The 23,088-nt window shown below is 62.5% G+C and carries 20 protein-coding genes; 8 read left to right on the forward strand and 12 right to left on the reverse strand.

Annotation, left to right across the window (positions count from 1 at the left end):
• The 7 genes from X760_RS43640 to X760_RS43665 all read left to right on the forward strand — a co-directional run bounded on the left by X760_RS43640 (window position 1) and on the right by X760_RS43665 (window position 8,660).
• Window positions 1-2,601: a TRAP transporter permease gene (locus X760_RS43640; protein WP_023717037.1), complete on the forward strand. Its 2,601-nt coding sequence runs from the start codon at window positions 1-3 to the stop codon at window positions 2,599-2,601.
• Window positions 2,602-2,632: 31 nt separating this feature from the next.
• Window positions 2,633-3,595: a DMT family transporter gene (locus X760_RS43645; RefSeq protein ID WP_023717038.1), complete on the forward strand. Its 963-nt coding sequence runs from the start codon at window positions 2,633-2,635 to the stop codon at window positions 3,593-3,595.
• Between the two features lie 148 nt (window positions 3,596-3,743).
• Window positions 3,744-4,463, forward strand: coding sequence for a FadR/GntR family transcriptional regulator (locus X760_RS0136945; protein WP_031193403.1), 720 nt, complete (start codon window positions 3,744-3,746; stop codon window positions 4,461-4,463).
• 105 nt (window positions 4,464-4,568) lie between these two features.
• A complete protein-coding gene (locus X760_RS43650) occupies window positions 4,569-5,489 on the forward strand; it encodes a sialic acid TRAP transporter substrate-binding protein SiaP (protein WP_245278509.1) in 921 nt (306 codons plus the stop codon).
• A gap of 142 nt (window positions 5,490-5,631) precedes the next feature.
• A complete protein-coding gene (locus X760_RS43655; protein ID WP_023717040.1) occupies window positions 5,632-6,204 on the forward strand; it encodes a TRAP transporter small permease in 573 nt (190 codons plus the stop codon).
• A gap of 3 nt (window positions 6,205-6,207) precedes the next feature.
• Entirely contained in the window at window positions 6,208-7,614 is a 1,407-nt protein-coding gene (locus X760_RS43660) for a TRAP transporter large permease (protein ID WP_023717041.1), read from the forward strand.
• Window positions 7,611-8,660 (forward strand): L-idonate 5-dehydrogenase, encoded by a 1,050-nt coding sequence (locus X760_RS43665; RefSeq protein ID WP_023717042.1) that lies wholly within the window; start codon window positions 7,611-7,613, stop codon window positions 8,658-8,660. The genes X760_RS43660 and X760_RS43665 overlap by 4 nt, the downstream gene beginning before the upstream one ends.
• A 128-nt stretch (window positions 8,661-8,788) precedes the next feature.
• Here X760_RS43665 and X760_RS43670 read toward each other — a convergent pair whose 3' ends face one another.
• The 8 genes from X760_RS43670 to X760_RS43700 form a co-directional block, all read right to left on the reverse strand.
• Complete coding sequence (locus tag X760_RS43670; RefSeq protein WP_023717043.1) at window positions 8,789-10,531, reverse strand: VirD2 family relaxase/mobilization nuclease; 1,743 nt, start codon at window positions 10,529-10,531, stop codon at window positions 8,789-8,791.
• Window positions 10,532-10,775: 244 nt separating this feature from the next.
• The gene (locus X760_RS73605; protein ID WP_023717044.1) at window positions 10,776-11,564 is read right to left on the reverse strand and encodes a lytic transglycosylase domain-containing protein; all 789 of its coding nucleotides are present in this window, start codon (window positions 11,562-11,564) and stop codon (window positions 10,776-10,778) included.
• Window positions 11,565-11,789: 225 nt separating this feature from the next.
• Window positions 11,790-12,116 carry a DUF736 domain-containing protein gene (locus tag X760_RS43680; protein WP_023717045.1) on the reverse strand — a complete coding sequence of 109 codons (327 nt, stop codon included), beginning with the start codon at window positions 12,114-12,116 and terminating at the stop codon, window positions 11,790-11,792.
• Between the two features lie 45 nt (window positions 12,117-12,161).
• Complete coding sequence (locus X760_RS43685; protein WP_023717046.1) at window positions 12,162-12,722, reverse strand: S26 family signal peptidase; 561 nt, start codon at window positions 12,720-12,722, stop codon at window positions 12,162-12,164.
• Window positions 12,719-13,150, reverse strand: a complete 432-nt coding sequence (locus tag X760_RS43690; RefSeq protein ID WP_023717047.1) for a replication initiator protein A — start codon at window positions 13,148-13,150, stop codon at window positions 12,719-12,721. The genes X760_RS43685 and X760_RS43690 overlap by 4 nt, the downstream gene beginning before the upstream one ends.
• A gap of 16 nt (window positions 13,151-13,166) precedes the next feature.
• The gene (locus X760_RS43695) at window positions 13,167-13,457 is read right to left on the reverse strand and encodes a helix-turn-helix domain-containing protein (protein WP_023717048.1); all 291 of its coding nucleotides are present in this window, start codon (window positions 13,455-13,457) and stop codon (window positions 13,167-13,169) included.
• A gap of 114 nt (window positions 13,458-13,571) precedes the next feature.
• Window positions 13,572-14,279, reverse strand: a complete 708-nt coding sequence (locus X760_RS73610; protein ID WP_023717049.1) for a DUF2285 domain-containing protein — start codon at window positions 14,277-14,279, stop codon at window positions 13,572-13,574.
• A 216-nt stretch (window positions 14,280-14,495) separates the two neighbouring features.
• Complete coding sequence (locus X760_RS43700) at window positions 14,496-14,774, reverse strand: DUF2285 domain-containing protein (RefSeq protein WP_023717050.1); 279 nt, start codon at window positions 14,772-14,774, stop codon at window positions 14,496-14,498.
• A gap of 126 nt (window positions 14,775-14,900) precedes the next feature.
• Between X760_RS43700 and X760_RS43705 the strand changes: the two genes are divergently transcribed.
• Window positions 14,901-15,116, forward strand: coding sequence for a helix-turn-helix transcriptional regulator (locus tag X760_RS43705; RefSeq protein WP_023717051.1), 216 nt, complete (start codon window positions 14,901-14,903; stop codon window positions 15,114-15,116).
• 194 nt (window positions 15,117-15,310) lie between these two features.
• Here X760_RS43705 and X760_RS43710 read toward each other — a convergent pair whose 3' ends face one another.
• The 4 genes from X760_RS43710 to X760_RS43725 form a co-directional block, all read right to left on the reverse strand.
• Window positions 15,311-15,640: a DUF736 domain-containing protein gene (locus X760_RS43710; protein WP_023717052.1), complete on the reverse strand. Its 330-nt coding sequence runs from the start codon at window positions 15,638-15,640 to the stop codon at window positions 15,311-15,313.
• A 785-nt stretch (window positions 15,641-16,425) separates the two neighbouring features.
• Window positions 16,426-17,361, reverse strand: coding sequence for a DUF2493 domain-containing protein (locus X760_RS43715; RefSeq protein WP_023717055.1), 936 nt, complete (start codon window positions 17,359-17,361; stop codon window positions 16,426-16,428).
• A 312-nt stretch (window positions 17,362-17,673) separates the two neighbouring features.
• Window positions 17,674-18,720: a toprim domain-containing protein gene (locus X760_RS43720; protein WP_023717056.1), complete on the reverse strand. Its 1,047-nt coding sequence runs from the start codon at window positions 18,718-18,720 to the stop codon at window positions 17,674-17,676.
• Entirely contained in the window at window positions 18,720-23,078 is a 4,359-nt protein-coding gene (locus tag X760_RS43725; RefSeq protein ID WP_023717057.1) for a strawberry notch family protein, read from the reverse strand. Before X760_RS43725 ends, X760_RS43720 begins: the two co-directional genes overlap by 1 nt.
• Window positions 23,079-23,088 lie beyond the last annotated feature (10 nt).

The following is a 23,088-nucleotide window of genomic DNA, read 5'->3' on the forward strand; positions in this document are numbered from 1 at the left end:
ATGACAGATCAAAGCCAGCGGGCGGCAGCGCCTGACCAACCCGTTATCGACATTGACAAGCTCAGCGAGATCGTCGCCGAGGCCGACACCGGTGGGCGCAAGCCGACCGGCCGCACCGCGAAGCTGATCCTCGGCGTATCGCTGGCATGGTCGCTGTTCCAGCTCTGGTATGCCTCGCCCCTTCCGTTCATGCTCAATTTTGGAGTTGTCAGCGACGGCATCGCCCGCTCCATTCATCTGGCCTTCGCCCTGTTTCTGGCGATGCTGACGTTTCCGGCCTTCAAGACCTCGTCGCGCAGCCGGGTGCCGCCGCCCGACTGGGTGCTAGGCATCGCCGGGGCGGCGTCCGCCCTCTATCTGTTGGTTTTTTACAGCGATATCGCCCATCGGCCGGGTCTTCCGACTACGGCTGACCTGGTCGTCTCGATCGCCGGCGTCCTCATCCTGCTCGAGGCCGCGCGTCGCGCCGTCGGGCCTGCTATCACCGTCATCGCGGCGATCATGCTGATCTATATCTTCGCCGGGCCTCACCTACCTGGCCTGCTCGGCCACAAGGGCGCGACGTTATCGCGCGCAGCCTCGCAGATGTGGCTGACGTCGGAGGGGGTCTTCGGTGTTGCCCTCGGTGTGTCCACCAATGTCGTCTTCATGTTCGTTCTGTTCGGAACATTGCTGGAGCGCGCCGGCGCCGGCGGCTTTTTCATCCAGCTTGCCTTCTCGCTGCTCGGCAAATACCGCGGCGGTCCGGCCAAGGCCGGTGTCGTGGCTTCCGGCCTGACCGGCATGATTTCTGGGTCGTCGATCGCCAATGTCGTGACCACCGGAACCTTCACCATCCCGCTGATGCGCCGGGTCGGATATTCTGCGGTCAAGGCGGGCGCCATCGAATGCGCGGCCGGCGTCAATGGTCAGCTGATGCCTCCGGTGATGGGCGCCGCCGCGTTCCTGATCGCGGAATATGTCGGCATCTCCTATGCCGAGGTGGTCAAGCATGCCTTCTATCCAGCGCTGCTGACCTACGGCTCGTTGTTCTACATCGTCGATATCGAGGCGATGAAGACGGGGATGAAGGGCCTGCCGTCACGCAGCACGCACTCCGCATTTCAGGGTGCGCTGCGTGGGCTGATGGGCATATGCGGCTTCATCGTCCTCGCAGGGCTTGTCTATTACGGCATTGGCTGGACGAAGATCGTTTTCGGCGCGGCCGCGACCTGGATGATCACTGCCGCGCTGATCGCCGTCTACATCGGCCTTGTCGCCTACCGTGCGCGCTATCCCGACCTGCCGCTGGAGGATCTGGAGGGCGAGATCGTAAGGATTCCGCATTTCGGCGAGACGGCGCGCACCGGCCTGCATTTTCTGCTGCCGGTGATCCTGCTGATCTGGTGCCTGATGGTGGAGGAGCTGTCGCCCGGCCTGTCGGCATTCTGGGGCGCTGTCGCCCTGATGGCGCTGATCGTGACGCAACGGCCGCTCACCGCCTTTTTCCGCAAGGACCGTGCGCTGGCACGGCATTGGCTTCGCGGTTTCGACGATCTGGTCGGTGGCCTGTCCGCCGCTGCACGGAACATGACGACGGTCGGCATTGCCACTGCGACGGCCGGCATCATCGTCGGCACGGTTCTGCTCACGGGCATCGGGCTGGTGATGACCGAGCTGGTCGAATTCATCTCGGGCGGCAGCTTCATCGTCATGCTCTTGTTCACCGCGGTGATCTGCATCATTCTCGGCATGGGCATGCCGACCACTGCAAGCTATGTCGTCGTCGCCACCTTGATGGCGCCGGTCATCGTCGATTTGGCGGCGCAGAACGATCTTGCCGTGCCGCTGGTCGCCGTCCATATGTTCGTTTTCTATTTCGGGCTGATGGCAGACGTGACGCCGCCAGTGGGGCTGGCGGCTTATGCTGCTGCGGCAATTTCCGGCGCCGATCCGGTGAAGACCGGGATTCAGGGTTTCAAATACGAGATCCGTACCGGCCTGCTGCCGTTCATCTTCATCTTCAACACCGGACTGCTGATGATCGATCTCGAAGGTCCGTTCGACTTCGTCGCGATGGTGGTGACGTCGACGCTGGCCATGGTCTCGTTTGTAGCAGCGACGCAGAATTGGATGCTCGTGCGCAACCGCTGGTACGAGACGATTGCGTTGCTGCTGGCCTGTTTCATCTTGTTCAGGCCGGGACTCTTGCTCGATCAGGTGAGCGAACCCTATCGGGCAGTGCCTGCCTCCGAACTCGGCCGTATCGTCGACGAGACAGCCGAGGGGGGCGCAGTTCGCTTGCGCCTGACGACACTGAACCTCAACGGCGATGAGATATCGAAGCTGGTGCGACTACAACTCGGGCCTGGAAATTCATCGGCCGAACGCCTGAAGGCCGCGGGCTTGGACGTCAGTGCGCTTGGCGATAACGTGACGGTCGGCGTGGTGCGACTGGGCAGCCAGGCGGCCAAATTCGGCCTGCAGCCGGGCGACGAAATCAATCAGGTGCTAGTCCCTGCGGAACGGCCGTCGCGCTATTGGTTCGCCATCCCGGCACTGCTGTTGCTCGGTCTCGTCGTCTGGGGTCAGAAGCGGCGAAGGCGGACGGTTGGTCTATAAGCGCCTTATGAGCGGAAGAGTCTTGGCCAGCATGTCGGTAACAAGAGAACCAAACGGCGCCCCGGAGCCGGCTACCGCGGAAAAGCGCACGACGACGCGCGACCGCCCCTTCGAACCCGTCGACTACGGGCTTTACGCGCTGACGGTCATCGCCTGGAGCGCATCGTGGTTCGCGATCGAACTTCAGGTCGGCAGCGGCGTATCGAACGAGGTCAATCTGGTCTGGCGCTTCGCCATCGCCACGCTGCTGATGTTTGCCTGGGCCGGTTTTTCCGGCGGGCGGCTCCGCTTTCCGATCACCGATCATCTGCGCTTTGCTGTGCTCGGCATCCTCATCTTCTCATCGAACTTCCTGTTTTTCTATTACGGCGCCGGCTATCTCGTCAGCGGATTGCTCTCGGTCGTCTTCTCGCTCGCCTCGGTCATCAACATGCTGCTCGGTGCCTTGGTCATCGGCGAGCGCCCGGCGCCGCGCATTCTCGCCGGCGGCGTTATTGGCTTCGCCGGCATAGCGCTGATGTTCTTTCCCGAAATTGCCGCGAACGGGCTTTCAGGCAGGACGTTGGTGGGCCTTCTGCTGTGCCTCTGTGGCACGCTGAGCTTCTGCGCCGGTAATCTCGTCTCCGTCGCAAACCAGCGCCGCGGCCTGCCGCTCGTTTCAACCAGCGCCTGGGGCATGCTCTACGGCACTCTGTGGTCGGCGTTCCTGGCCTTCCTGCTCGGTGAGCCGTTCGTGTTCGCGACGACCGCCTCTTATATCGGCTCGCTGGTCTTCCTCGCCGTCATATCGACGGTCATGGCTTTCGCCGCCTACCTGACGCTGCTCGGACGCATTGGCGGCGCCCGCGCCGGCTATGCGACCGTCATATTTCCCGTCTTTGCGCTTTTGATCTCCACGGCGCTGGAAGGCTATGCCTGGACCGCTTACGCGATCATCGGGCTCGTCCTCGTCGCCGCCGGGAACGTCCTGGTCATTCGCGGAGGACGGCGCTGACGCATGGAATGCCTGCCGAATGCCGCCGCCTTCCGGTGCGCGGGCCGCGGTTCTGTCGAGCTTGACTCTCTGCATGGTCTGTCTAAGCTTGCGGTCAATGGGTCAGACCAATGTACCAGGGGCGAGCCGGGGAGGGAACTAAACACGCATGCCGATCCAGGCCGTTGAACCACGCCGGCTATACCGACAGGTCGCCGATCAGCTCAGGCAACTGATCGATGCCGGCGAGTTTTCCGTCGGCGACCGTCTGCCGACCGAGCGGGATCTGGCCGACCAGCTCGGAATTTCCCGCCCGACGGTCCGTGAAGCGCTGATAGCGCTGGAGGTCGAAGGCCGCATACGCATCCGCGTCGGCTCGGGCATCTACGTCACCGATCCGCCGAGCGCCCCCGCCTCCGAACCCGAAATCGAGGAAGGCCCGTTCGAGCTGCTGCGCGCGCGCGAATTCGTCGAAGGCGCGATCGCCGCCGAAGCTGCTCTCCACGTCCGGCCTGCAGATATCGAACGGCTCGACGACGTGCTGCGCCGGATGGAGGCCATGCGTCACCCCAACAAGATGACCATTACGCTCGACCGGGAATTCCATACTGCAGTCGCCGGCATTCTCGAGAACGCGGTGCTGGTGCGCTTCATCGGCGAGCTCTTCGACCAGCGCATGAACCCGTACTTCGAACGCCTGTCGATCTATTTCGAGACCAACGATTCCTGGCAGATAGCGGCAAAGGAGCATCGTGCCGTGCGCGATGCGATTGCCGCGCGCGACCCCGAGCGGGCCAAGGCCGCCATGCAGCAGCATCTGCGCCAGTCGCAAATCAGATTCTCACGCAATTTCGATGAGAGAGCCGCAGCCAAGGAGGTTGCGGAATAGCAGTTGGCCGGGGGGAGATCCGGCCGTCAAATCCAACCAGGGAGGAATTAGATGCTGAGAAAATACGCAGTTCTGCTCGGTGCGATCGCCGCAATTGCCATACCCATGGCGTCGGCCTCGGCGGAAACGGTCCTGAAATGGGCACATGTCTACGAGACGACGGAGCCCTTCCACACCGAATCCGTGTGGGCGGCCGACGAGATCAAGAAGCGCACCCAGGGCCGCTACGCCATCGACGTCTATCCGGCCTCGCAGCTTGGCAAGGAAGCAGACATCAACCAGGGCCTGATGCTCGGCACCGTCGATATCATCATTTCCGGATCGAGCTTCGCAGCGCGCGAATATCCACCGATCGGCGTCACCTATTTCCCATACACTTTCCGCGATGCCGACCATCTGCTGAAATACACCAAGAGCGACGTCTACAAGGCCCTGACCAAGGGCTACGAGGACAAGACCGGCAATCACATCGCCGCCACCACCTATTATGGAACGCGGCAGACGACCTCGAACCGGCCGATCGCCAAGTGCTCCGACATGCAGGGCTTGAAGATGCGCGTCCCCGACGTGCCCGCCTATCTAGCCATGCCGCGTGCCTGCGGCGCCAACACCGCGCCGATTGCCTTCGCCGAGGTCTATCTCGCCCTGCAGAACGGCACGGTCGAGGCCCAGGAGAACCCGCTGACCACCATCGAGGCGAAGAAATTTTACGAGGTGCAGAAGAACATCGTGCTCACCGGCCATATCGTCGATCATCTCAACACCATCATATCGGCGTCGCGCTGGGCCTCGCTTTCCGACGAGGACAAGAAGATCTTCACCGAGGTGATGCAGGAGGCTGCCGCCCGCGCCACGGCGAAGATCGTCGCCCGCGAAAAGGAACTGGTGCAGGTATTCAAGGACCGCGGCATCAGCGTAACCGATGTCGACCGTGCCGACTTCGAGAAGAATGTGCTGGAGAAGGTCACCTTCGAGGAATTCGGCTACAACAAGGCCGATTGGGAAGCGATCCGCGCCATCAAATAGGGCATCGGGAAATCGGATGCTCAATCAAGAGGATAGGGCGGCAATCGGATTCGCCGCTTTAACCTGCCATCCGTCCGGCTTGAAATTGTGCCGGACGGCCTTTCCAATCCTTGACGACCACCAGCTTCGGGAGCCCGCGCCAATGGCCGAGGAACACCACACCGAGATCACCGTCGAAGAGATCGCCCACGCCTTCGAGGAGGTGCCGGTACACGTCGACCTGTCGGACCACGGTATCGAGGACTGGATCACGCTTGCCGTGTTCTGGGGCATGGTCGTCTGTGTCTTCCTGCAGTTCTTCACCCGCTATGCGCTGAACAACAGCCTTGCCTGGACCGAGGAGATCGCCATCAACGCGCTCGTCGTCGTCGTTTTTCTCGGCGCCGCCATGTGCGTGCGCCTTTCGCGCCATATCCATGTCGATGTGCTTTACCACTATCTGCCGGAGCGCGTTGGCCGCTGGCTGGCGCTCGCCGTCGATATTATCCGCATTGCATTCTTCGCCTACGGAACATGGCTGATGTGGCGCTACGTCACGATCGTGGCGCATGAGCGCATGGTCACAGTCAACCTGCCGCGGCGCTGGTTCTTCTACGCCGTCTTGGCTGGCTTCGTGCTGATGCTTCTGCGCTCGATCCAGGTCTTCATCGGCAATTACAGGCGCGGCTATTCGGTGCTCGAGCGTCCCGGGGCGTTCGAGACGGCGGGGGTCTGAGCGATGCTGCTTCTGGTAGGGGGCTTTCTTGTCCTGATGCTCATCGGCGTGCCGGTCGCCGTTTCGATGGCGGCCGCCTCGATCCTTTACCTCGTCATCTACGGCGTGGCGCCCGATATCATTGCGGCCCAGCGCATGATCGCCGGGGTCGAGAGCTTTCCACTGCTCGCCGTTCCCTTCTTCATCCTGGCCGGCAACCTCATGAACATCGCCGGCGTCACCGGGCGCATCTATTCCTTTGCCCTTGCCCTGGTCGGCTGGATGAAGGGCGGCCTGGCGCAGGTCAACATCATCGGATCGGTGATCTTTTCCGGCATGTCGGGCACCGCGCTCGCCGACGCCGCCGGCATTGGCACGATCGAGATCAAGGCGATGAAGGACCACGGCTATCCTATCGACGCCGCGGTCGGCGTCACCGCCGCTTCCGCCACGCTCGGGCCGATCTTTCCGCCCTCGCTGCCCTTCGTCATCTACGGCATGATGGCCAATGTCTCGATCGGTGCGCTGTTCATGGCCGGCATCCTGCCCGGCGTGGTCATGACCGTGCTGATGATGATTACGGTTGCCATCTTTGCCTACAGTCGCGGCTGGGGTTCCGACACACCTTTCGAGCTTCGGCGGCTCGCCGAAGCAGCAGGCGAGGTGCTGGTGGTGGCTGCCTTTCCGATTGGCTGTTACGTGCTTGTGCAGCTTGGCCTGTCGATCAACATCGCGGTCGGCATCGCGCTGCTGGTGCTGGTCGCGGCGGACTGGTATTTCGACTTCTCCGCGGTCATGGCGCTGATGACGCCGGTCATCCTGATCGGCGGCATGACGATGGGCTGGTTCACGCCAACCGAAGCCGCGATGGCGGCTGTCATCTGGTCGCTTTTCCTCGGGCTGGTGCGCTACCGCACGATGACGCTGCGTTTGCTTGCCAGGGCCAGCTTCGACACGATCGAAACGACCGCCTCGGTGCTCTTCATCGTCACCGCCGCATCGATCTTCGCCTGGCTGCTCACCGTCAGCCAGGCAGCGCAGCTGTTTTCGAACTTCATTTTCGCGCTCACCGAAAACAAGTGGGTGTTCCTGATCCTGGTCAACATCCTGATGCTGGTGGTCGGCTGCTTCCTCGATACGATCGCCGCGATCACGATTCTGGTGCCGATCCTGCTGCCGGTTGCCGCCGTCTACGGCATCAACCCGGTGCATTTCGGGCTGATCATGACGCTCAACCTGATGATCGGGCTTTTGCACCCGCCGCTCGGCATGGTGCTGTTCGTGCTGTCACGTGTCGCCAAGCTTTCTGTCGAGCGCACCACCATGGCGATCCTGCCGTGGCTGGTGCCGCTTATCGTGGCGCTGCTTCTGATCACCTTCATACCCGCCATCACGCTCTGGCTGCCGACCGAGATGGGCTTGATCCGGTGAGCGGCCAGGTGGTTGCCGCGACGCTGTTCGGCCCGCAGGACCTGCGCGTCGTGGAGCGTCCGCTCGAACCGCTGGCGCCAGGCATGGTGCGGGTGCGCTTCGAGGCCGGGGGCATCTGCGGCTCCGACCTGCATTATTTCCGCCATGCCCGTACCGGCGATTTCGTGGTGACCTCGCCGCTTGTCCTCGGCCACGAAATCTCAGGCGAAATCGTCGAGATCAATGGCGCGGCACCCGGCCTGGGCGTCGGCGACCACGTCGCGGTCAATCCGTCGCGCTGGTGCGGGCATTGCGCGCGATGCCTGGAAGGCCGCGCCAATCTCTGCGAGAACATCTATTTCATGGGCTCGGCATCGAAGACGCCGCATATGCAGGGCGGTTTCGCCAGTCTGTTCGACGCCAAGCCCGCGCAATGTTTCAAGGTTCCATCTGATGTGGCCTACCAGGCGGCGGCGCTTGCCGAGCCGTTGGCGGTCAGCCTGCACGCCGTCGCGCGGGCGGGCGACATCAGGGGCCGCAACGTCATCCTGTTCGGTGCCGGCCCCATCGGTCTCTTGACCATGCTCGCGGCCAGGCTTGCCGGCTGCGCTGAACTGACCGTCGCCGACATCGCCGCCGCGCCGCTCGCCTTCGCCGGCAGGTTGGGTGCCGACAGGACGATCGACATTGCCAGCGGCGACGGCGAGCTCCAGGCGCTCGCCGCCGGCGGTTCGCTTGACGTGGCGTTCGAGATTTCAGGCACTGCCGCAGGCCTTGCCGCGGCAATCGCCAGCGTCCGGCGCGGCGGCACGGTGGTCCAGGTCGGCAATCTTCCCAATGGCCAGATCCCGCTGCCCGCCAATGCGGTGATGGCCAAGGAGATCGACCTCAAAGGCACCTTCCGCTTCGGCAGCGAGTTCGGTCGCGCAGTCGACCTCATTGTGTCGCGGGAGGTGGACGTCCTGAAGCTGGTGACGGCGGAGCGCACGCTTTCCTCCGCCCCCGATGCGTTCCGACTTGCCGCCGACCGCACTCAGAGTGTCAAGGTCGTGCTGACCGCGGACTGATTGAGGATTCGCAACGTCCCTGTTTTTTACGAGCCCATTTGGCGCTTCACCGTGCAGGTACAAACAGAGGATGTGCGACGGACCGTGCCGGCTTCCCAGCATCAGGATAGAGCATACGCGTGTAACCATCATAAGCCGATGCCGCGCTTCTTTCCCAGGCTCCAATCCACGCCCCCCGTATCTGAGCACACGACCCCGGTAACTTGATTACCCAATCGCTTTTCGAGCGACGGCGACCAGGGCACCAGCTTGAATTCGAGTCCATTATCGATCATCGCGAGCCGGCCTGAAGCCAGCAAAAAACGCCGCCGGTAAATCCCAGCCACATGATTGCCGTTGGGAGCCTTCGTGAATGACAGGCCCGTCTCGGCGGCGATGCGGGCACCAAGCGATTCCACCTCATGATCGTGTAGTGTATCGATCAGATTGCGGGCAAGAATGACGCGCTGTCCCTCGCGCCTGGCCAGATCGCGGCTGACAAGGTGATCTACCCGATCTTGCAGTGCCTGTCCTACGTCCTTGCCAAAGCCGCCGTCACCGAATTCGGCGGGCTCGCGTGCAACGAGTTGGCGATCGAGCCAAGTCGCGCCGGAAGCATGGACCTGCTGTTCGATTGAGAGGTCGGAGCGGACGGCGAGCGTGACCCGGCCACCGCCATTTGCACTCGCATCGCGACACAACTCCACGACCGAGCCCGGGTCGGAATCTCCCGCCGCATCAGGATCATGGAAGCGAATGTGGTGCGTGCGTCCATCGATGCCATCGACGATGGCATAGGCCGCGCCGCGCCGTTCGTCATCAAGGCCGCGTTCGAGCAGTCGGCCGATCACGGGCGCATCAATTTTTTCGGCGGCCAGCACGTAGTCGGCTGTCCCCTTTTCTAGCCCATGCACGGTGAGACTGCGGTGCATGCGCTTGATGATGTCGCCGCGTTCACCGAGGGCGCGCAAAGTGGCCTCGGCCTCTTCGACCACCATCCATTGGCCGGGACGGATCTCGTTCGCGAGACCCAGGCGTTCCAGTTGCCGCAGCCGGCCGACTTTGAGCCCCAGGAACTGGTCGGGATGGCGATCAGGGTGTGGCGCGAGATCAATGATACCATGACGGTCGGCGTCACGAGCAAGCTGGCGATCGAGCTGCGTCCAGCGCTCAGTGTCGACTTGGTGCTCGATGGCCTGGCGGATGTCGAGGTCGGTGCGGAGCCCAAGCGTCTGGGTGAGAATGTCGCTCGCCCGATCGCGCATGCCCTGGCGGATGTAGTCGCGCGAGATGACAAGACTCTCGCCATCGTCGGCAACGCCGCGAACGAGGATGTGAACGTGCGGATGTTTGGTGTTCCAGTGATCGACGGCTACCCAGTCAAGCCTCGTGCCGAGGTCGCGCTCGATGTCGACCATCAGGTCACGAGTGAAGTTCTTGAGCTCGCCGAGCTCCATTGCGTCGTCCGGTGAAACGATGAAACGGAAGTGATGCCGATCGTCCTTGCAGCGATCGCAGAAGGCGTCATGATCTGCCTCTTTGGTGTCAGGGCCGAACATCCTCGCCTTCTCACCATCCCGTGTAACACCTTCGCGGCGAAGATATTTGAGATGGGTGGCGAGTGGCGCAGACCCTCTGAACTGCCGCACCACACGGGTCTTGACGACGGCGCCGCGTGAGCGGTCAGAGATGAGGCGACTGGCGCGGATGCTCGCTGATCTGCCGCGGCCAAACGTTGAAGCTCGCGGGGAGGTGATCCGACCCTCGCGTGTAAGGTGACCGCCGGCGCGCTGTGTGGCCGCAAGAGCCTGGAAGATGAAGGGTCGTGCGCGCTGGCCGGCGCGGGAGCGGATACGACCCGGGCGGACGCGAAAGCTATCGTCACGCGTCATGCTAGGCGGCCACGAGGTGCGGTTTCCATTGAAAGACTGAAAAAATGGGAATAGCGCACATCGCTGATTGTGGCAGCACATCGCGAAATGAGTCGAAAATTGTAAGGAAAACAATCGGCCGATCCGAGCCGCACCTCGCGGCCCTTTATCCTGCCACTCTCTCTGTCCTCATCTGCGGACAACCCTTCCGCCGCAATTTCCGCGACGGAACAGGCCGGAATGGAATTGAGGAGGAACGTGGCGATCATCGCGATATGACTAAAGAGGGCTGAGCGAATAGGCCGGAAACAGCGTGGTTCGATTGGAAATCGGTTTCACCCGGCCGTGGCTCGATCGCAGTCAGGTCCGCAACAGGATGGCCCATTGGCGACCGCATCGCGGACGAATGAATCGCCGCAAAGATCGTCTCGGCATAACCATTGCCATCCGATGCAGCGGCGTTCCGAATGTCATGGGGATGCGCAAAGATCGTTGCACGGAGTGAGCTGGCTCTGCCCCTTCTTTGCCGCGCGCGCCGCGGACTGAGAACTGCACCATCGAGCAGCGGCGCGAGTTTCCTGACGTAGTCGACCGTCTCGCGTGGCAGCGGCCGGCCGGTTGAGAGATGTTCCCTGTACCGACCAGGACCGGCATTGTAAGCGGCAAGAAAGCCGCTGCGCCCGAAGCTGTCGAGCATTTCGCGAAGATATGCTGCACCTGCAAGAATGTTGTCACGCGGTTGATAGGGATCGTCACCGAGACGGTATTTGATGCGCAGTTCTTCCCAGGTCGCCGGCATGATCTGCATCAAGCCCATTGCGCCCTTGCTTGAAAGCGCACGAACATCGCCGACGCTCTCAACATGCATGACGCCGCGCAGCAACCGCTCTGGAATGGCGAAGCGTTTTGACGCTTCCCGGATATGCCGCGACCACGGGCCTGCCGACAAGATCGTCGACTCGGAGTGCGCCGGCCGTTCACCAGCAGAGGAAGCCGCTGCAACAGTTTCGGGCGCCACGAAGCCGAGCATGACACATGCGGCAAACGTCGTCATGCCTCTGTGGGCTGCATCCCGCAGACGCTTCCGTTAAGGGCAGGGGCTCGCCGATCGAACCGGCTTTGCCAAAACTGTGATGAAATCTGCGTCCGGAGCCACAAGCAAGTGTCCGGCCCTCTGTGGGCTGCCTCGCGGGCGGTCGGGTCGAAGGGTTTAACCGGCGCCCAATGGATCAAAAGGATTGGCGAGAAAGATTCGTCGAAGGGCTCCAGAAGCATTTGTTCAGCCTCGCCCGTCGCGCTTCGATGATCGGTTCCAGTGCATGCTCCAGACGCTGTTCTCTGCATCGGACCGGAACAGCTTGGCGCGGATCGGCTGCGTAAAGGACGGGTCGTCAATTGAGACGGAGAGGTAATCCCCAGCCTTGTCTCCGGCGCGGTCCCAAGCCGCACCGACCGCCGTCCCTTCGCAATAGATCAGATGGTCGGGCGCGTTTTCGGTTTTGGATTTCTCGGCAGGCAGAATGGCAATCTTCGCCTCGATCGTTAGCGTGGAGAGATTGCCGAAGAAGCCGTCATCGTTGCGCGTGAATGTTCCGATCTGAGTCATTGCAGTGCTCCTTTCATGGGTGTTAGTGCACGTCGAACCGAGCCGTCACGGCTCGCTAGCAAGGGGATCGTTGGTGAATTCCAGCACCGGAGTGGTGGGCTCCGTGGTCCAGACGGGAAGCGCGCGGCCAACGATTGATGAGAGCGGGAGCGGGCCGAAATAGCGGCTGTCAAAACTGTCGGCTGCACCCGGGTTCATAAGGAAGACGTCCGCCTCGGCAATGTCGCGGCAGCCCTGCCAGATGGGCAGGGGTCGACCGCGACTGTCACGCTCGCGCGCATGTCCATACGTCTTGCCGTTGACGATGATCGTTGTGCCTTGGCGACAGACGGTTGCGCCCCCCAGTGCCAAAATACGCTTCAGGAGCGGCACATTTTTCGGCAGATACCCGCGTCTTGCCATGAAGGCCGCCAATGGCTCGGGCGGCATGATGACGGCGATATTGGCAATACCGATTTTGTCGGCCGGCTGGACGCGGTAGAGCCCGACGGGGATGCTCGCCGATGCGTTCCAGATGGACAGCGGCGGATGGCTAATCCATGCCGGCGCCGCGGCGAGCACTACGCCGCCAACCATCGTGGCGATGATCTTTGTGCGCTTGCTCATGACTCGATCCCGGGGCGCAGCAGGCAAGTTTTACGACGCTTGGCCGTGTATGGACTCGGCTGCTCGCGTGCGGCTATCCGGCTGTGGACATGCCGCCGTTTACGCAGCGACATGAAGATCAGGGTTTGCTGCTGTTTCGCCGCTACCAGGCGGCGCGGTTGCAATCTCCTGGCTTGCGCGTGGATGGTTTGCGACGCAGCCCAGACCAGGATGGCAGCGTTCCAAATCGTTGCCATGCCGTGCACACTTGCCGCCTCAACGCAGGTCGATTCTTCGCCCGCATGAGAGTGGATCGGTGTCAGGCGGCCGGATTTCACCATCAAGACGAGCTGCCAGGCCACAACGTCCCGCGTGCCGGGTGGAGGGAAGCCGGATGAGGGGACATGAGGCAGCGCAAATTGCTGCTGAACGGTCTCGCGATACGGCATTTCGGTGCGCCACAGATCAGGAGCTGCGGTCGCGCCTGCCGACATAGGCGGGCGCGCGGGCTGCATGGGGTTTTGCCGGCGGAACATAGGTCGCGTTGGCATCGCTGGTGGAGGTGCGTGCGCCCAGGTCTATCCAGGCGTGCAGGTCGTTGATGTCGTAGAGAACGCGCCCGCCGACCTTTCGGTATTTTGGGCCGGTGCCGTAGGTCCGGTGCTTTTCGAGTGTGCGGGCGCAGAGCCCGACGATGGGTGCTGCCTCCTTCGTGCGCAAATACTTTTGGGGCGCGTCCGCGGGACCCTTCGACATCGCTCGATCTCCATTCGGTTCTGCTGTCGTCCTGGCCTGCCGGGACGCGCGAAGTGGACCATGATCGAAATGAGGAAAGGCGAGGGAGGGCAAAGATGGGGGGGTGCGTTTTTGCTACCCCGAAGAAGGACTTCGGCGGCCGGACCTTTCGCTGCGGTTGTGGGGGTAGAAGAGAAGATCGCGATAGCCGCCGGCGACAAAAAAAGCTGCACGGCGTAAGATAGCTCGGACCTTGTGGCGGAGATGATGATCACGCCAATCTCGCGGCACAATCGGCTCTTGCGAAAACAGCACCTCCGCGAGCTGACGATAGGTTGCACCCGTGCGTTGACCATCATGTGCGCGTAAATTGAGGATATGCCTGGTCTTGGTCTGTTGCGGCAGCGCGCCGTAAGATGGACTGGCTGCCCGGCCGTTCAGTGCGCGCCAGAACCGGCGCGCTGCATCGAGCCGCGTCTCGAATGCAGCGTCGAGCGGCAGAAGGATAGCGTTGAATTCACCGGCGCGGTCGTCAGCGACGAGATGACTTTTCCCAATTAAGGTAGACCAAATAATGTGAAGGCCTTCGTCCTGCGGCCAAACGCTGGCTCCGCCAAGGCTGGAAGGTTGAACTGTCTGGTGGGATGCAGGTACCCGCATGACCCGGAGCACGCGCGGCGAGGCCTGTTCCGTCCAGATGATATTGTCAGCTTTCGGAAGTCCGGCAGCGGCAGTTTTGAAATCGCGCGCCCCAACGGGCGGCGAGATCGGGCTGACCGGCAGGTTCTCCAGAACCAGCGGATTGCGATGCAAGCTGGCTGCACTCTGCCACGAATTCGTCATTCCGGATCAGATACTCGGCAGCGAACTCCGTAGCCTGGTAGCTGCACATATGTGCATACGCCGCCGGATCGGTCCAATCGCCTTGCACTGCTCCTGTCCTCCCCGCGTACCCGGATGTGAGGCGTCGGCGTCAACATTCAGGGGGATAAGGAAGTTGGATAGTTGGAGAATCGGCAAACCATTATGCCGATTCAGCAAGGTGGAGCGCCGGTCGCGTCAGTGCGGAGCGCCGCCAGCGAGAAGATATCGGTAGCCGCTGGTCGTCATCCATCGCGCGCGAGCAAGATGGGTCTCCCAGGACCGGAACGCTCGTTCCGGCTCCTGCTCCGGGTCTATATGCAAGACGATCCTGGCCACCTCCTGCCAATCGGCATCTTCCGCTGCCGCATCAAGCAGGCGAATGTAGGTGAGCAGACGCTCCTCGTCATAGCCGGTCAGGACCGGGGCATCCGGCGCAATGTCGGCGACATCAGGATCGAGCAGCGGTTTAAGCATGGTATTTGACCGTTCATATTTCGATCGCGATCTCGAAGGAGCCGTCCTTTAGATCGAGCACCAATCATAGCGAATAGGAACGATCATTCCTAGAACGATAGTTCCCTTTCTGGTCCCTAATCCGTCATGAATCTCAAGGAGATCATGGCGGCCAACATGCGTCGTCTGCGCCATGACCAGAACGTGACGCAGGAGGAACTGGCCGCCCGCTCTGGACTGAGCATGCGTTACGTGGGATCGATCGAGCGCGCTCGGGTCTCGGCCAGCATCAGTGTTCTTGGGAGGATCGCCACTGCGCTGAATGTGGAGCCTTGCGAGTTGATCAGAAAATCGGCACCGTGAGTTGACGCGGGAAGCACCGCGAATTTTCGATGATCGGCGAGGCAACATGCAAGAATGAAGTCTCCAGTCGCGAACACGACCGGTAGTCGCCCCACAGTCCGACGGAGCTCGTTGCGCAGCGACTGCGCTCAACTTGTCGGATGAAAGGAGATCGGCCCCGCCCTGTTCGTCCGGGCGGAGCCTTGGTCGGGCCCTTACTCGGCGTTGCGGCGCCCGTTGGGGCGGGACCAGATGAGGCTGAAGCCTTCGCCTTCCTCATCGTTGAAGAGGTTGGCGTAGATCGGAGCAGTGAAGCTCGGATCGTCCAGCTTCATGCCGAGATAGTCGCGGCCGTCATTGGAGCGCTTGGACCATGCGGCGCCGATCTCGACCTGCCCGACGAAGACACGGTGGCTGGGGGCGCTGTCGCCAGAGCGGTTGGTCTCGGGCACGACCCGGACGTTCTTGGTCTGGAGCGAGAGGGTCACGATTTCGCCGGTGAACTCGTTGTTGCCGGCCCTCTTGAAGGTTCCGATTATCGCCATGAGTTTTCTCCTTGAACTCTGTTTCGAGCCCGCACCGTTGCGGCCTCGATGGCGATCGGCGGGCCGGGGGCGATCGACGCCGCATCGCTTGCGACCGCAGCGCCAGCGGAGGATGGCAGCCAGGCGACTTTGTTGTTTGGCGAGGAATGACGGCGTAGCCGGCAGGGGAAGAAAGTCGATCGGCGCCATTGCGGCTTAGGCGATCGAGGCGCAGCCGACCTTCGGCCAGATCAGCCCATTAAAGAGGCCGTTTGGAGCGGCCCACCAGATAGAGACATCAACGGAGAACCTGGCGATACCGTCGCTGGCGAAATCCCGGCTACGACGATCAGCGGCGTCGATGCTCCTCTGTACAGGCATCGCGAGTCGCAAGCTGTTGTCAGCACCGCGCTTAAGACACGGTTCAAGTCACGGCTGACGTGCATCGCCGGATATCCGCGATCTTTGGAACGAGACGGCACGCCGTGGTGGATTCGAGCTGTGCGTCGCGCCATGCCGTGTCAGCGACAACGCTAACAATGCGACGGCCGGTCAGAAACAAGCATCCTGCCCACGCCGGTTGTTCGGTGAGTTCGCCCAGATCCAGCCCCTGTTCGGTTGAACAGGCGTCGTTATTCGCAGCTGTGATGCCAGCTGCGACGCAGCTGAAACGTTGACGGCAAGCGTGACGGCGTCGCGCGCCTTTGCTAGGGCGCGGACTTGAGTATCGCATAAGACGGGCGGCGCCGCGCTGCCCCATCGCGGCCGTATCGTACAATCGAAAAAAGGGTAGGGGCGGGCAGCGCTTACGCGCCGCCTCCCTTGGGGCGGAAGTCGAGGACTGGGATGCCGAGCTTTTTTGCCTTGTCAGCAAGATTGTCCTGAATTCCGGTCCCGGGAAAGACGATGACGCCTATCGGCAGCAACTCCAGCATTGCGTCATTGCGCTTGAACGGGGCGGCTTTGGCATGCTTTGTCCAATCAGGGGCAAAGCCGATTTGGGGTACCTTGCGATGGTCTGCCCAACAGGAGGCGATCTTTTCGCCACCCTTCGGCGATTTCCCGTGCATCAAGACCATGTCTGGATGCCGGGCGTGGACCTGGTCGAGCTTGGCCCAGATCAGCTGGTGGTCATTGAAGTCGAGCCCAGCGGTGAAGGCGATTTTCGGGCCAGGTGGCAGAAGGACTTCCTGCGAGGCGCGTTTCTTGGCGCTGAGAAAGTCGCGGCTGTCGATCAGCGCAGAGGTCAGGTTGCGGTGGTTGACCATCGATCCGCTGCGCGGTCGCCAACTTGATCCGGTGTGGCGCTCGTAGTGCTCCGCGGCCTGATCACGCATCAGTTCGAAGGCGCATTGGCGTTCGATCAGCGTCTGCCCTTCGGCTGTCAGGTGTTCCAGCTCGACGGATTTCACTTCGCTGCCGTCTTGCTCACGCTGGCTGCGGCGTTGCGCCTGCTCGTTGTGGTCGAGTTCGCGCTCGATTCGATCTGCGGCGCGGTGAAAGATGTTGACGGTCGACCACAGAAGATCGTCGAGATCGGGCTCGAGGCGACTGTCTTGCAGTGCCACGATGAGGGCGTCGAAGATGTCAGCGATCGCGCCGGCGACGCAGTGCCCCTCTGGAAGCGGTCGAGGATCAGGCTCATCTGCGAAGGGTCGGTAGCCATAGAGCTGGAGTTCGGTGAGGACTTGGTCGATGGGTGAAGACGAGTGCTGTGGTTCGTAGTCGTCATGCTCGCTCATTAGATGCTCCGCCGGTTGGACCGCGACCTCGCGGCCTTCATGGCGACGGAAGCCGGCGGACGGGACGGACCTGCACCCGCAGCGAAGCGAAGGGCCGGAGTGTCAGCGGAGGAGGGGGAAGGCCGGCTATTTTGCTTCGCGATGGAAAGCGCTCCCTTGGGAGCGCGCCGGAAAATAGTCGGCCGAAGACATTGCGGGTCCGGGTCGTTTGCTGGCCGATCGCCCTCTCGAAGGCCCGCAGGCGCGGTTCTCTCCGACTTCGGGGGGCATTCGAGCGATGCAAGCGACAGCGGACAGGTTGTTCGTTTCGAATTATCCCGCCACTGCCATGAAACGGGCGATGTCCTGCGGGGCGAGCTGGACACGCGCGCGTGCTCGAAGATCATCCACGCCAAGCGTACAGAGATCTTCGTTGAAGTCTCCAAGTGCCGGCGAGAGCACGATCGCCTCAATCCCGGCAGCATTCGCTCTTTTGATCAAGGTGTCACGCGCGCTGTCGCCGGCTGGATCGGCATCGCGCACGATGTAGAGCCGTCTCAGCGTGAGGGGGAACAGCATGGCAGCGAGATGGGCTGCCGAGAGTGCCGCTGCCATAGCCATATCGGGCAGGATGCACCGAAGCGACAAGACGGTCTCGATGCCTTCGCCGCCCGCCATGACGTCGCCCGGCAGGCCAAAGCGAACCGCGTGACCGAGAAGATCGCCCATCGCGCGCTTCGGCGTACCGACCGGTGCCTTGCCCCTGCCGGAAGGATCAAGCCAGGTGCGATGTGCGCCAGTCAAATGGCCGTCGAGATCGGTGACGGAAGCGATCATCGCCGGCCAGGTCTCAGTCGGCGCATGTTCGTGGGGCCGGTAGTAGCAGCGCGGGTGAAAACGCAGGCTTTCGGTCCCGTGCAAAGCGGCAATGCTGCGGTTGCGCAGATACGCCTCTACGACCGTACCCGCAATCGGCTGCGACATCGCAAACAGCCGACGCGCTGCTTCCGATGATCCGGATGGCGTGTCTACCGATTTCGGCCGGGGAGAAATCTGCTCTGGTTCGGGATGCGGCAAGCCGAGAAACGTCATTGCTTCATTCGCAACGTCCTTGAAGTTGCTGAAGCCGCGGCTTTCGCGAATGACGTCTAGAAGGTCGCCATGCTCGCCAGTCGCCGCATCGGCCCACTTGCCGGCGGCTCCTTTTCCGTTCGCTGACCCGACGAGCCGCACGAACATTGAGCGGCCCGGCGTGTTTTGCACATCGCCGACAAGCCAGTAGCGGCCCTCGCGATGCCCGTTCGAAAGATAGTAGCGACAAACCGCCTCAGCGTGCCGGCCGAGGCGGTGCGCCAGTTCTGACGCATCGTGGCGGGCCATCACGCATCCTCCCGCGTGTCGATGCGCTGGACTGGATAACCCTTCAGCAACTTGCCCAGAATTGCGGGTCCAGATGCGTCGGCGGGCACGAACATGCGCAGCTTCCAGGAGATGATCTCTCGGAAGAGGCCGTAAGCCGAAAGACGGTCACGCATTGTGTCGTTGAAGCCCGTCAGCTCGATTCGGCTGACGCCCATGAGGCGGCTGCGCCGAAGCTGCAGACCATCGACGAGGTCGAGGATCGTTCGACCGCCCAGAAGCGCAACGAAAGCATCACTGGCTGTGATCGAAGGCGAGCTTGTTGCCAGTGCGCCCGCGATCCATGCTGGCGGGACCTGACGACCGATGATGCGCTCGCCATCGTCAGTCTGGAGCCGGTACACACGTGAGAATTCCCTGGGCAGACGCTTCCAGATCGGCAGCAGCATGCCGGCAACGACATGGATAGTGCTGTCCGTGAATTCGGGCACGTCAGCCGTCTCGGCACTCCAGGCGTCAGCGAATGCAGCCTGCTCAGCCTCAACCCAGTGGCTCTCCGCCATCATCTTCAATGAGGCCTGATGGTGCTCCATCGGCCGGATCAGCCGGACTCGCCATTCGATCTCGCCGTTGTCGAGCATCAGCGCTGGCGCTGGCACCTGTACGGCGGCGCGGCCGGATCGGTTGTTGACCAGGAGCTTCGCGCGGGGATCGTGAAGCTGAGCAAGGGCATCGGCAAGTGAAACGGGTCGGTTGCGCTTGCGCTGGGCGATGGTCAGCAGTCGCGTTTCCGCACCGGTGGCGGCATGGACATGGATGACGCGTCGCTCGGTGACGACGAAGCTCTCCGCACGCAGTGTTTCCAAGCCGATGTCGTAGGCACCGGAGGCGATGGCGCCCTCGATTTTCGCATTCAGCAATTGCTCGAAGGCCGTAAACAGGGCGGTTTGAAGCGGGATGGTAAGCGCCAGCAGCCGATTGAGGAAGGTCGTGATCGGCGGCAGCTCGTCCTTGATGCCGGTGGAATCCGTCAGTGTTAGGCCGGTCGCTTCCTCGAACATCTGGAGTGAGCAGCCGTCCACCTTGCCGCGAACCAGCAGCAGGTAAAGCTGCCGCAGCGCGTCCCGGGCATAGTGCGACTCCAGATTGTCCTCAGGGCGAAATAGGCCCTGGCCGCCGGTCTGGCGCTGGCCGCGCGTAATGGCGCCCAATGTGTCGAGGCGCCGGGCTATCGTCGAGAGAAAGCGCTTCTCAGCCTTCACATCGGTCGCAACCGGCCGGAACAGCGGCGGCTGCGCCTGGTTCGTGCGGTTGGTGCGCCCCAAGCCCTGGATGGCGGCATCGGCCCTCCAGCCCGGCTCGAGCAGATAGTGAACTCGAAGGCGGCGGTTCTTCGCAGTGAGATCAGCGTGATAGCTGCGGCCAGTGCCACCGGCGTCGGAAAACACCAATATGCGCTTGCAGTCATCCATGAATGCCTGTGCCTCGGCGAGATTGGCCGATCCGGCGCGGTTTTCGACGACAAGGCGATCGATGCCTCGAGTGCTGGTCTTGCGCACGATGCGGCGCGACCGGCCTGTCACTTCCGCTACGAGGTCGGTGCCGAAGCGCTGTACGATCTGATCGAGTGCCCCCGGGACGGGGGCGAGTGAAGCGAGTTGCTCGATGAGGTGATCGCGGCGGGCGACCGCTTCGCGGCTCTCGACGGGCTGGCCGTCACGATAGACCGGACGTGACGACAAATTGCCTTCGCTGTCGGTGAACGGCTCGTAGAGTTGCACGGGGAAGGAATGCTGCAGATACGAGAGGACATATTCGCGCGGCGTGATGTCGACGCGAACGTCGTTCCATTCCTCGGTTGGAATTTCCGCGAGGCGCCGTTCCATCAGCGCCTCGCCGGTCGAGACGATCTGGATGACGGCGGCATGGCCTTGATGGAGATCGCGCTCGATCGAGCGTATCAGGGTCGGCGTCTTCATGCCGGTGAGCAAATGGCCGAAAAAGCGCTGTTTCGTGCTCTCGAAAGCCGAACGTGCAGCCGACTTTGCCTGACGGTTCAGTGTCCCGGTCTCGCCTGTGACGTTGGCGGCCCGCATCGCGGCGTCGAGATTGTTATGAATGACGCTAAACGCTCCGGCATAGGCGTCGTAGATGCGGGTCTGCTCGGAGGTAAGCTGGTGCTCGACCAGCTCGTATTCGACACCATCGTACGAGAGCGATCGGGCCGTATAGAGACCGATTGCGCGGAGGTCTCGGGCCAGCACTTCCATGGCGGCAACGCCGCCAGCCTCGATCGTCTCGACAAATTCGGCCCTGGTCGCAAAGGGCAAATCGTCGCCACCCCACAGGCCCAAACGCTGCGCGTAGGCGAGGTTGTGGACGGTGGTTGCTCCCGTCGCCGAGACATAGACGACGCGGGCGTTCGGCAGGGCGTTTTGGAGGCGGAGCCCGGCGCGTCCCTGCTGTGAGGCGGCGACGTCGCCGCGTTCTCCCTTCCCGCCTGCCGCGTTCTGCATAGCGTGGCTCTCGTCGAAAATGATCACTCCGTCGAAGTCGGTGCCCAACCATTCGACGATCTGCCGCACGCGCGAGATCTTCTCACCGCGTTCGTCGGAGCGCAGCGTGGCGTAGGTGGTGAATAGGACCCCTTGATCGAGGCGGATGGCCTTGCCCCGCGGGAACCGCAACAGCGGCGTGACCAGCAGGCGCTCCATGCCGAGAGCAGACCAGTCGCGCTGGGCGTCTTCGATCAGCTTGTCGGATTTGGAGATCCACATCGCCTTGCGGCGGCCCTGCATCCAACTGTCCAGGATGATGCCTGCTGACTGGCGGCCCTTGCCGGCGCCCGTCCCGTCGCCGAGCATGAAGCCCCGGCGGAATCGCACGGCGTGCGCGGCATCGTCGCGCGCGGCAGAGACAAGGTCGAAGGTGTCGTCCACCGTCCAGGAACCGGTGAGGAACTCCGAATGGGCCTCGCCGGCATAGATGACTGTTTCTAGCTGCGCGTCGGACAAGAGGCCGTCGCTGACAACCTTGGCAGGAAGAATCGGCCGGTAGCTCGGCTTCGGCGGGGCAACGGATGCCATTGCCGCCGATTGGACCAGCTTGGTCGGATGCGGATGGGCGCCCGGAATGCGGATCGCCTGCAACCCGTACTCCTCATAGATGCCATCGGTGATGCGCCTACTTTCGGCAGGCGTCCAGTCCAATGTCTCGTAAGCAAGCGCGGTGCCTTCCGGCTCGGCAAGGCTGCGCACCGGAGTGGGACCGGCGGATCTGGCGAGATAGCCGCGCACGCCGCGCGCGGTGGGCCCCGTCGCCTTGACGGCGGGCACGAAAGCCGAAGCGCTGACCGGCAGTCGCGCGGGAACATGCTTGTCAATCCAGGCGATCAGTGTGGCGACATCGGGCGCCATGCCGGCCGATGCTGGAAGGGTGCCTCGTTTGTCGGCCGGCAGTTTGTCGATGACGGTCAGCCGGGTCTCGACGGTGGTGCCATGCCTGGCGTAGACGGCGCCGTCGATCGCGGCGGTGAACACGACGCGACCGCGCTCCTGGAGCCTGACGAAGGACTCGCGCCAGATGGGCAGCTCTGGGGAAAAATTTGCGCCAGTGATTGCGACAAGCCGCCCGCCCTCGGCGAGCCGGGCCAGCGCAGAGGCGACGTGACGATAGGCAGCGTCGGACACGCGGCCGCTGACGTTAGCAAGCACCGAGAACGGCGGGTTCATCAGCACGACGCTTGGTGCAATGCCGGGATCGAGACAATCATCGATCTGCGCTGCGTTGAAGCGAGTGACGGGGATGGCCGGAAAGAGCAATGAGAGAAGCCCGGCGCGGGCCTCGGCCAGTTCGTTGAGCAGCAACGTGCTGCCGCTGATCTCGGCCAGAATAGCAAGTAACCCGGTGCCGGCGGAGGGCTCAAGCACGCGGTCGGCAGGGGTGATTGCCGCGGCAGTAACGGCCGCCAGACCGAGCGGAATGGGGGTGCTGAACTGCTGAAGCGCTTCGGTCTCTTCGGAGCGGCGCGTGTGAGTTGGGAACAGGCCGGCGATCTTGCCCAGCATCGGAAGTGCGGCGGCCGCAGAACCGGCTTTGCGGAAAAGCGACTTTCCGTATTTGCGCAGGAACAGCACCGTCGCGACTTCGCAAGCGTCATAGGCTGATTTCCAGTCCCATGCGCCGGACGCATCGGAGGCACCGAAGGCAGCTTCCATGGCCGAGCGAAGGCTCGAGACGTCGACGCGCTGACCGCGTTCGAGATGGGGCAGAAGAAACTGCGCCGCGCTGTGGATGGCGGCAGCTGGTTCGACAGCCGGGGATGAGACAAGCGGAAGCGGCACTGCCGGAGCGGCAGTCTTCGAAGAAACATTAAACATGGAGAAAACC

The sequence above is a fragment of the Mesorhizobium sp. LSHC420B00 genome, from assembly GCF_000503055.1.
Lineage (GTDB): Bacteria > Pseudomonadota > Alphaproteobacteria > Rhizobiales > Rhizobiaceae > Mesorhizobium.